A 10,131-nucleotide genomic window follows, 5' to 3' on the forward strand; every position below is an offset into this window, starting at 1 on the left:
AGAAGGAGTTAAATAAGTGTCGGATACGGTAATTAAAGTTGAAAATATAGCTAAAAAATACATTATTGCACATCAAGAACAGCAGCGTTATAAATCTGTACGAGATGGGATTACAAAAAAGGTAAAGTTATTAGAAGATAAATTACGGCATCCAGGAAAGAAACAATCAAATCCTAGTCATGAAGAGTTTTGGGCGCTGAAAGATGTTTCTTTTGAAATTAAGCAAGGAGATAGAGTTGGGATTATTGGGCGTAATGGCGCCGGAAAGTCTACATTGCTGAAGGTTCTTAGTCGAATTACAGAACCTACGAAAGGACGTATCAATCTCAAGGGACGTATTGCAAGTTTATTAGAAGTTGGTACGGGATTCCACCCAGAACTGACAGGACGAGAGAATATATACCTGAATGGTGCAATTTTGGGAATGAGCAAAGCAGAAATTCTGCGTAAATTTGATGAGATCGTTGCTTTTGCAGAAGTAGAGAGATTTTTAGATACACCTGTTAAACGTTACTCTTCTGGAATGTATGTACGGCTAGCATTTGCTGTAGCAGCACATTTAGAACCAGAAATTTTGATTGTTGATGAGGTGTTGGCGGTGGGGGATGCAGCTTTCCAGAAAAAGTGTTTAGGAAAAATGAAAAGCGTCGGTCAAGAGGGAAGAACAGTTCTTTTTGTCAGTCATAATATGAGCGCTATTCAGATGCTCTGTGAACGCTGTATTGTTTTACAAAGCGGCAGTCTACTTGCAGATACAGTATCTAGTGATGCTGTGCAGCTTTATTTACAACATGCTGCGGCGTGTGATTCTTTTACTCGTCCAAAGCAAGAGAATGGTAGACCAACATTTATATCAGGAAAAGTCAAGCATACAGAAGACTCTGAAAATTCATCTAAAATCAAAATTGATGTAGAAATATTTGCACAAGAGCAAAAATCTGCTAGTTTAGATTTTCGCTTATCAGATAATACATCTAATCCTATTAGTTTTGGCTCTCTTGGCACACTCAATCCAAATCAACTGATTGAATTGAAACCTGGAATAAATTTTATCTCTTTTTCCATTCCAACAAATCAATTAGCAGTTGGTTCTTATTATATAAGCTTAGATATAACTAAACCGGATATAGAATTTTATGATCGCGTTGATAATTGCCTTTATTTTGATGTAGTTCGTTCTCCGTCTAATGGATATATTCGTGTATTATCACAATCATGGGGATACGGCTCATTTGAAATTCCTTTAACGATTAACAAAATTAATTAACATAAATATACAGGAGGTTTTACTTTCATGTTATCTAAATTGAAGAACATTCTCAAGTACAAAATTGCTGTTAAATTAGGATTAATTAAAAATAAGACGAGTGTTTCTGAATTACTTCTTAAGCATCTTGATAGTAAGAAACCTATAAATTTGATAGACATTGGGGCACACGATGGTGATTTTACTCAAGCATTACTTGATTTTTGTGGAATATCAAAAGGTTTATTATGTGAACCAATTCCAGAAAAAGCAAGTCAATTACGTCAACATTTCAATTCTTCAAAATATATAATTTTTGAAGATGCAATATCTAATCAAACAGGAATTATAGATTTTGAGATAAACGACTATCAACCGACATCATCAATACTAAGTATACGTCGTGAAATTCCTGAATTACGAAATGTTAATTTAGGTAAAATGCATACTATTAAATGTAAAACTAGAACTTTAGATGACGTGATAGCAGAAACTGGTATCTCTAAAATAGATCTTATTAAATTAGATGTACAAGGTGCCGAACACTTAGTCATTCAAGGTGCCAGTCAAACTCTAAAAATTACATCAATGGTCTGGACAGAGATTTCATTCAAAGCATTATATGAAGGCTCATCTACTTTTACAGAAATTTATGATTTAATGTATCAAGCAGGTTTTAAATTGCTTGAAATAGAACCTGGTTTTCGCAGTCCTGACGGCGAATTATTGCAAAGTGATGTATTATTTGTAAAACTATGAAAATGTACCAAAAAATCAAAAAATGTGTCAAGTTCTACTTGTATGGAAGTTGCCCTGGCTTTGCTGGCTCATTTCCATACTTCAATACCAAGGTTTACTTTCCTAAAAATTCTTACCTATTCAAAAGAGCTTGTGAAGAAGGTATTTATGAAATAGACAATACCCAACTTCTGTGTCAGCTGGTAAAACCAAATAGTGTCTATTTCGATGTAGGAGCAAATATCGGACTGATGGCTGCCCCTGTTCTCGACAGGATTGATAACTGTACAGTTGTTTCATTTGAACCGTCCCCCAATACTCTTCCATTTTTGAAGCTTACTGCACATAAAAGCCCGTATAGTAATAGGTGGCGTGTTGTTGATAAAGGTGTAAGTAATGAAGTAGGAACTTTGAGTTTTTCTGTTGCTTCTGCTCATATGGGTGCTTTTGATGGTTTTCAAGACACAAAAAGAGCAGGAGCTACAAGTCAAGTGAATGTCCCAGTTACTACTCTAGATACGGAATGGGAGGCGATGGGTAAGCCGCTAGTCTCTGTTATCAAGCTTGATGTTGAAGGTGCTGAGTTTTTTGTTTTACAGGGAGCGATTAACTGCATCAAGTCTCAAAAACCACATATACTACTTGAATGGAATTTACAAAATTTGAAAGCATACAGTGACTGTAAAGTAGATAGTGTATTTACGTTTATCAAAGAACTAGGATATCAAGTTTATAGTCTGCCAAATCTGTATATTATCCCTGATGCTGTAACTTTTTGTCTTCAACTGATCAAACATGATGTTTTCCTATTGACACCCGCTGAAAGTAATCCTTTTTAACTGGAGTTTAGACTATTTTTACAAATAAAGCCGCCAAACCCTTATCCAGCAAGCCTTTCATTCTTTATTGACTGTTTATGATTCCGAAGTATAGAATGCTTGGTACACAAGGGTTTTAGATTATTTAGTCTAAACTCCAGTTTTTAAGGAATTATCAAAATAGTTTGTAGTTGGGCTTTATTCGTCAAATATAAGATTTTTACCAGTAAATTTCAACTAGAATTTAAACGTAATTAATTTTACAGAGTATTAAGGGCATTAATTTTTTTCAAAAATGTTAATTAATGACGCAATCATAAATCTAGAAAACTTGCTTATTACTTCAGATAAATCAGGGTTATTTTGGACAGAAAAAATTCAAACTAAATCTCAGATGACTTTAGAAAAATCGCCTTACCCACGTATAACTATCGTTACCCCTTCTTATAACCAAGGTCAATTCATCGAAGAAACAATTTGTTCAATTATTCAACAAAACTACCCTAATATAGAATTTATTATTATCGATGGAGGTAGTACAGACAACACAATCGAAATTATTAAAAAGTATGAAAAGTATTTAGCTTACTGGGTTAGTGAGCCAGACCGAGGACAAACCCACGCAATAAATAAAGGATTAGCTCGCTGTACTGGTGAGATTTGGTCTTATCTTAATAGCGATGACTTATTATGTCCCGGCGCCCTTCACAAAGTAGGAGAAGCTTTCAAAAATCCAGATATTGCCTGGGTAGGGGCAGTTTCTAGTATCATCGATAGTAATGGTATTGTAGATTATATTAGACCGCAAACCCCATTAAACAAAAAAGACTATCTATTTTCATGGACAAGAGACATTCAATATGTATTTCCTTGTTCTAATGTTTCATTCATGAGGAAAGAAATATTAGATAAATGCGGATTGTTTAATGAAGAGTTACATTACTGTATGGATATAGAGTATTATGTAAGAGCAGTTTTGAAGGGAAATTATTTGCTACATATTATACCAGATGTGTTAGGTCAGTGGCGATGGCACGAAAAAAGCAAAACTTTGAATGCAGCAGGCGCCTATGGTTTCTTAGAAGATGAGATTCTAATCGCAACTAAGTACCTACCTTATCTAGAATCATTAGAGCAAAGGGAAATGCGAAAGCATCTGTCGTACCACAAAAAATTTGTTCCTGCTCGTAAGGCAATGTTTTATTTAGAGCAAGGCAATAAAAGCAAGGCTTTACAAGAGCTTACCCGGGTTCTAAAAAAGACTCCCTCTCTTTTATTATTTCGTCCCTGGTTAGGAGCAATGAGAAGGCTGTTGATTAACGTTTAAAATTTATTTATTGGCAAAAATCTAAATATTTCCTTAATACGATGACACATAAAAAAGCTATTGTTACTTTAATAGTTGGTGACAAATACCGCAATAACTGGTACAGACTATGTGCTAATAATTGGCGTATCTATGCTGAGTTACATGGTTACGATTTAATTTATATTGACACTCCATTAGATAATTCATCACGCGCTCAGTCACGGTCTGTGTCTTGGCAAAAATGCCTACTTTTAGGTGATGAAAGGGTTAAAAAATATAATCAAGTAGCTTGGATTGACTCGGATATTTTAATTAATCCTAATTCTCCCTGTATAGTTTCTCAAGTACCAGAAGATAAAGTTGGAGCTACTAGTTCATTTTCTCAATTCTTTGAACATTTGCCGGGAAAAGACCAAACAGTAATGAATAGAGCAGTAGAGTATTTGGGTTGGACTTTCAGTAACGCTAAAGAGTATTACCTCAAAGCTTGTTTACCTGCGATTTTCGATCAAGTAGTTCAGGCAGGAGTGATGGTTTTATCCCCACGCTATCATCATTCTATACTAGAATATACCTATCACAATTATAATGACACCCCTGTAGGAGATTATGAGATGGAGGTGCTGTCTTATGAATTACTTAAGGCGAACTGCGTGCATTGGCTCGATGATAGATTTAATAAATTGTGGGTAGTATGTATGCTAAAGGATTACCCCTTTTTACTGGCGCCAAGAAAAACGGAAATAAAACCCATCAGAGTTTGGAAACGCTTTATTAGAGGACATTATCAATTACCACCAAAAGGAATCACTATCTCCGCTCTAACTACAGCTTTTCTAAACAACTATTTCCTCCATTTTGCAGGTGTAGGACATTATATGCCTTTAGTAAATAGCAATATTAGCTCATGGAACGATGTATCACTAAAAATGTGCTTATGAAAATTGTTCATATTAGCCCAACTTATTTTGATGACTTATCGCTAATCGGTGGTGGCGAACGTTATACAACAGAACTATCATCTTGGATGTCTAAGGTTGCAGATACGACATTAGTAAGTTTTTCGTCAAAACGGATATCTTATAAGCAAGACAATCTCAAAATTGAAATATTTCCAGTTAAGCACTTAATACATGGTAATCGGGTTAATCCTTTATGTTTTCGATATCTTGCTTCTATTTTGGGTGCTAACATAGTACATATTCATCATATAAATACTCTTGTTTCTGACTTGGGTTGTTTAACAGCCTCTTTGCTCGGTAAACCTGTCTTTGTTACAGACTATGGTGGTGGCGGTAGTCTGGTAATCAATCAAAAATTGCCTATCTTTAAAGGTTACAAAAATGCAATTGCTTATTCCCAGTTTGGCTTAAATTCTCTCCCTCTCGATTTACAAAAAAAGGCTCTTTTAATTAAAGGAGGTATCGATACAGATAAATTTCAACCAGAATCTACTTTAGTAAAAGAAAAGAAAATTCTATATATCGGACGAATTTTACCTCATAAAGGCATTAACTATTTAATAGACGCTTTCCGTTTGTTGAATCGTTCAGATTATAAGCTTAAGATTGTTGGCAGAGTTTATAGAGAAGAATATTATCAGTACCTTAAGCAGTTAGCTGAAGGGCTAAATGTGGAATTTGTTCACAATGCCGACGATGAGCAATTACTGTATGAATATCGTACAGCAATGGTAAATGTTTTACCTTCGGTTCATACAAACTGTTATGGAGAATATACACCAGTTCCCGAATTAATGGGTTTTACATTGCTAGAATCGCAAGCTTGCGGAACCCCTGCGATTTGCACGGATGCAGGTGCGATGTATGAGTTTGTGGATGATGGTAGGACTGGGTTTATAGTCAAGCAAAATTCAGGAGAAGCTATTGCTGCTGCTATAAATAAACTGATTAACTTACCGCAATCAGAATATAAAGAATACCAAACCCGCAGCTGTCAATCAGTACAATCACTTAATTGGTCAACAGTCGTCAAAAAACATTTAGAAATTTACACAAGCAAACAGCAAATTCAATGAATAAACCTCTTAGAATACTAATGGTACTTCATATGCCTTGGAGCCGAAACCTAGGAGGTCCAAGAGTACAGCTAGAGTTGGCAGAAGAATTTCGTGCAATGGGACATGAAGTTGAAAAGTTTGACTACTACGATGCATTTCCTCAAGCAAAATTATCTTCACGAATGAATGCATTTTTATTTAATTTATTTCGCCCTCGCTTTTCAGTTAAAGCCAAAGCTTTTGTTCAGGCTAACGCACATCGCTTTGATATTATTGATGCTCACCAAGGGAATTTACCTTTTACTAAAGAAGAATTAAGCTTTAAAGGTCTACTAGTAGCTCGTTCGGTTGGTTTATATGCTTTGTATGAGCAATTTGCCAAATCAGAACAAGCTCAAAATTCACCAAAAACAATAAAAGCTTATTTAGGGAATTTGTTATCCTTCTTGCAGCAGAAGCGAGAAAATCCTCTTTATCTTCGCAGCTTGCAAACTAGTGATTTAATTAATGTTCCAAATCATGATGAGCTTGCTTATATTCGCGATACTTTAGGGTTAGGTTATAAATGTGTTGCTATTCCCTTTGGACTTTCGCAACAAAGACAGCAGTTATTTGCTCAAGCTATTAAGCCAGCTGCCTTAAGATTAGCAAATAAGCAAGTGGTTTTCATTGGTAGTTGGGGACTACGTAAGGGAGCAAAAGATTGGGCAGAAATTATTCAAGAAGTTAAACAGCAAGTACCTGAAGCTAGTTTTCTCTTTTTAGGAACAGGTTTTAGTAGCGAAAAAGTTCTTGAAGATATTAAACTCCCAGCCTGCAAGTGGATTGAAATTATCCCTTGCTACGATAGTCAAGAACTTCCGAAACTTTTGAGCAAGGCAACAGTAGGAGCTTTTCCTAGTTACATTGAAGGCTTCCCTTTTGCAATGCTGGAAAAGCTCGCTTCTGGTATACCCACTGTTGCCTATGATGTGCCTGGGCCAAGAGAAACTTTACATCATTGCGATAATTCTCTTCTTGTCCCTGCGGGCGATGTTAAGAAGTTTAGCAGAAAACTAGTTAATCTGCTGAGTTTTAGTGATGTTAGTTATACCCAACTATCTCAAAAATGTATGGAAGTCGCAAAAAAGTTTGATTGGCACAAAATTTCTAAGGAAACGTTAGATTTATACTCTCAGTTTTTAGAGGTACAAAAATGAATAGCACTATTGAACAAAATACAACTGTTGATTTAATTGGTCAATTGATTAAGATAACTCCTGAATTTCGTGGTAAATGGAGATTAGTTAGATTCTGGATGAACTCTCAAAAGAGCAATCATCAAAGAAAAAGAATTTTACCTGGAGGTGCAAAGATTAACTGTGATATTTTAATACCATATGAAGCTATGGTTTGGTTAGAACGAGAAGAACAAGAAGATTTAGAGGTAGTTAGAAGGTTAATTAAGCCAGGTCAGACTTTCGTTGATTGCGGAGCCAATATCGGCATATGGTCTTTTGTTGCAGCTTCATCAGTAGGTATAAATGGAAAAGTATATTCTTTTGAAGCGAACCCATATACTTTTAAGAAACTGTCTTTGAATCAAGAATTAAACAATTCCCATGAAAATATTTTTTTATGTTCACAAGCTGTAGGAAGTGAAAATAAACCAATAAATTTTTTATGTCAAGATTCTCATAATATATCTCAAGTCGTTACGCATGAAACCCAAAATTCTGTTTTAGTAAATGCTGTTACACTTGATTCAGTCTTGAATATAGATGAACTTCATGGCATTAAAATAGATGTTGAAGGGTTTGAAATTCACGTTATTAAAGGAGCAGGGAAGCTTCTCAAAAAACATTTTCCTTGGCTATGTGTTGAGTTCAATACCATATTAGTTAAAAATAACCGATTAGGAGACTGGGATGTTCATCAATATCTGTCTAACCTTGGATATGTATGCCGACAATTTAAAGATGCTCTTGATACTTCTACTAAAAATATATTAACTGATGATTGGCAAACTACGGGATATTGCAACTTATATTACTCAAAGACAAAATAAAACTAAGTAAATAACGTCATGAATATATCTGATATTTGTATTAGTGTTGCTCTAGTCACTCGCAATCGTCCTGAAAGCTTAGAACGCTGTCTTAAAAGTTGGAGAGCGCAGACAACTGCTCCTTTTGAAATTGTGGTTTCTGATGATTCTGATAATTTTTATAGTACTGAAATAGAAGAATTAGCTCAACAATTCAACTGTGTTTACACTAGAGGTCCTCGTCGAGGGCTATATGCTAATCGCAACCATGCGAGTTTAACATGCCAAGGAACACATATACTTTCTGCTGATGATGACCACACTCATCCAGTAGATTATGTCGAAAGAATTTTGCAAGTCGTCGCAACTGATGCAACACGAGTATGGATTTTTAGTGAGCGCCATCCTTCTCAACCAGACGCTCCTCTGGCTTGCCCTCCGGAATTACATCCGAAAGGACATGGCTGCACACCTAAAGACTCATCTAACTGCGCTGCAATTGCAGATGGTTCTTCTGCCTATCCCCGCCAAATTTTTGACCAAGGTTTACGCTATGACGAAACATACGCTTTTGGGCATATATGGTATCTCTGGGGTCAAGTTTTAGTAAAAAATGGCTGGCGTATTTCATTCTCCGACTCAACATTTGTCTGGCATCATTGTTTAACTGACGGAAGAGAATTTGATGCAAGTTGGTTAAAAAGACAATTTGAGGCTAACATATATGTTCTTTTTGTTTGTTCTTGGTGGATTAAACCTTCAATGATGGGAAGTATGCTAGCATTTGCAAATCTAGCAAAATTATTAACTTTCAATAGTTCTTTTATCGGTTATCGAGTAACAACTAAACTTCATATCAAAGATGCTTTAAGATTAGTAAAAAAAGCGTGGATTTTTCGATTTAAGTATCAATACTATCTTCATATATAATTTTCATGAGTGTTAGATAATCAATGGATAAAACTACTGATATATACTTAGCAAATGTTTAGTGATAAAAATAGAGTAAACAAAAAAAGTCATAAAATATCTAATTGAAAAATTATGGTTCCTAAAATAGTTGTAGTAACTCCTATCAAAAATGAAGCCTGGATTTTAGAGCGTTTTTTAACAGTCACCAGCCAATTTGCCGATTACATTATTATCGCAGATCAAAACTCAACTGACGATAGCCGTGATATTTGTAAAAAATTCCCTAAAGTCAAGTTAATAGAGAATAACTCGGACGAATATGATGAAGCAAGTAGACAAATTCTATTAATTAAAACGGCAAGAGAATTAGTACCAGAACATAAAATTCTTTTAGCTTTAGATGCAGATGAAATTTTAGCAGCAAATGCAACTCAAACACTAGGCTGGCAAACGATGTTGAAGGCAAAGTCAGGAACTATCTTATGCTTTGAGAAACCAGATTTGTACTTAACACCCCAGCACTGTATAAGATATAATCAACCTTGGCCTATTGGTTATGTAGATGATGGAGCAGAACACAAACCAGTAAAAATTCATAGTATTAGGATACCTAGACCTGACTACGCATGTTTACTAAACATTCACGATGTTAAAATACTTCACTACGGACTAGCTCGAATGTCTGGGCAGGATGCAAAAATGAGATTTTACAGTGTTGTAGAGAATATTTTTCAAACTAAATCTCTTATAACAAGACGGTGGGTATATACTTCAAATAAAACGTACCTTGAGAATGGTGATTTACAGAATTCACAAAATGAATGGTTTAAAAATTGGGCAGAAAATGGAATTGATATGTATACAATTTCTCATCAAAAATATTATTGGTATGACTTTGAAGTACTAAAGTCTTTTAAAAAATATGGTTGCCAACGCTTTTGGCTAGATGATATTTGGAAGTTTGATTGGGAGTCATGCCGACTACACGCACATTCGTTAGGAATTTCCAATATTCCTGAAAATATAATTTCGCCTCCTAAAATAATCAGTTCATTTGCTAAT

At 35.1% G+C, this 10,131-nt stretch carries 10 protein-coding genes; all 10 read left to right on the top strand.

Going from position 1 to position 10,131, the window contains the following annotated elements; all coding sequences use genetic code 11:
- Nucleotides 1-16 precede the first annotated feature (16 nt).
- The gene (locus AC2JBO_RS21690; RefSeq protein WP_496955726.1) at nucleotides 17-1,267 is read left to right on the top strand and encodes an ABC transporter ATP-binding protein; all 1,251 of its coding nucleotides are present in this window, start codon (nucleotides 17-19) and stop codon (nucleotides 1,265-1,267) included.
- A 27-nt stretch (nucleotides 1,268-1,294) separates the two neighbouring features.
- A complete protein-coding gene (locus tag AC2JBO_RS21695) occupies nucleotides 1,295-2,005 on the top strand; it encodes an FkbM family methyltransferase (RefSeq protein WP_496955727.1) in 711 nt (236 codons plus the stop codon).
- Entirely contained in the window at nucleotides 2,002-2,823 is an 822-nt protein-coding gene (locus AC2JBO_RS21700; protein ID WP_496955728.1) for an FkbM family methyltransferase, read from the top strand. The genes AC2JBO_RS21695 and AC2JBO_RS21700 overlap by 4 nt, the downstream gene beginning before the upstream one ends.
- 274 nt (nucleotides 2,824-3,097) lie before the next feature.
- Nucleotides 3,098-4,129 carry a glycosyltransferase family 2 protein gene (locus AC2JBO_RS21705; protein WP_496955729.1) on the top strand — a complete coding sequence of 344 codons (1,032 nt, stop codon included), beginning with the start codon at nucleotides 3,098-3,100 and terminating at the stop codon, nucleotides 4,127-4,129.
- Nucleotides 4,130-4,170: 41 nt separating this feature from the next.
- Nucleotides 4,171-5,052, top strand: a complete 882-nt coding sequence (locus tag AC2JBO_RS21710) for a hypothetical protein (protein WP_496955730.1) — start codon at nucleotides 4,171-4,173, stop codon at nucleotides 5,050-5,052.
- A complete protein-coding gene (locus AC2JBO_RS21715; RefSeq protein ID WP_496955731.1) occupies nucleotides 5,049-6,149 on the top strand; it encodes a glycosyltransferase family 4 protein in 1,101 nt (366 codons plus the stop codon). The genes AC2JBO_RS21710 and AC2JBO_RS21715 overlap by 4 nt, the downstream gene beginning before the upstream one ends.
- Nucleotides 6,146-7,330 carry a glycosyltransferase family 4 protein gene (locus tag AC2JBO_RS21720; protein WP_496955732.1) on the top strand — a complete coding sequence of 395 codons (1,185 nt, stop codon included), beginning with the start codon at nucleotides 6,146-6,148 and terminating at the stop codon, nucleotides 7,328-7,330. Before AC2JBO_RS21715 ends, AC2JBO_RS21720 begins: the two co-directional genes overlap by 4 nt.
- The gene (locus AC2JBO_RS21725; RefSeq protein WP_496955733.1) at nucleotides 7,327-8,178 is read left to right on the top strand and encodes an FkbM family methyltransferase; all 852 of its coding nucleotides are present in this window, start codon (nucleotides 7,327-7,329) and stop codon (nucleotides 8,176-8,178) included. The genes AC2JBO_RS21720 and AC2JBO_RS21725 overlap by 4 nt, the downstream gene beginning before the upstream one ends.
- An 18-nt stretch (nucleotides 8,179-8,196) precedes the next feature.
- Complete coding sequence (locus AC2JBO_RS21730; RefSeq protein WP_496955734.1) at nucleotides 8,197-9,087, top strand: glycosyltransferase family 2 protein; 891 nt, start codon at nucleotides 8,197-8,199, stop codon at nucleotides 9,085-9,087.
- Nucleotides 9,088-9,201: 114 nt separating this feature from the next.
- Nucleotides 9,202-10,131: glycosyltransferase family 2 protein (locus AC2JBO_RS21735; protein WP_496955735.1), on the top strand; the 930-nt coding region annotated here is incomplete at its 3' end.

The organism is Calothrix sp. CBUCES-K 9914 (assembly GCF_059640475.1).

What these genes read in the sequence shown, in the direction of transcription:
- AC2JBO_RS21695 (WP_496955727.1), top strand. Translation starts at nt 1,295, where the DNA reads ATGTTATCTAAATTGAAGAACATTCTCAAGTACAAAATTGCTGTTAAA.
- AC2JBO_RS21700 (WP_496955728.1), top strand. Translation starts at nt 2,002, where the DNA reads ATGAAAATGTACCAAAAAATCAAAAAATGTGTCAAGTTCTACTTGTAT.
- AC2JBO_RS21705 (WP_496955729.1), top strand. Translation starts at nt 3,098, where the DNA reads ATGTTAATTAATGACGCAATCATAAATCTAGAAAACTTGCTTATTACT.
- AC2JBO_RS21710 (WP_496955730.1), top strand. Translation starts at nt 4,171, where the DNA reads ATGACACATAAAAAAGCTATTGTTACTTTAATAGTTGGTGACAAATAC.
- AC2JBO_RS21715 (WP_496955731.1), top strand. Translation starts at nt 5,049, where the DNA reads ATGAAAATTGTTCATATTAGCCCAACTTATTTTGATGACTTATCGCTA.
- AC2JBO_RS21720 (WP_496955732.1), top strand. Translation starts at nt 6,146, where the DNA reads ATGAATAAACCTCTTAGAATACTAATGGTACTTCATATGCCTTGGAGC.
- AC2JBO_RS21725 (WP_496955733.1), top strand. Translation starts at nt 7,327, where the DNA reads ATGAATAGCACTATTGAACAAAATACAACTGTTGATTTAATTGGTCAA.
- AC2JBO_RS21730 (WP_496955734.1), top strand. Translation starts at nt 8,197, where the DNA reads ATGAATATATCTGATATTTGTATTAGTGTTGCTCTAGTCACTCGCAAT.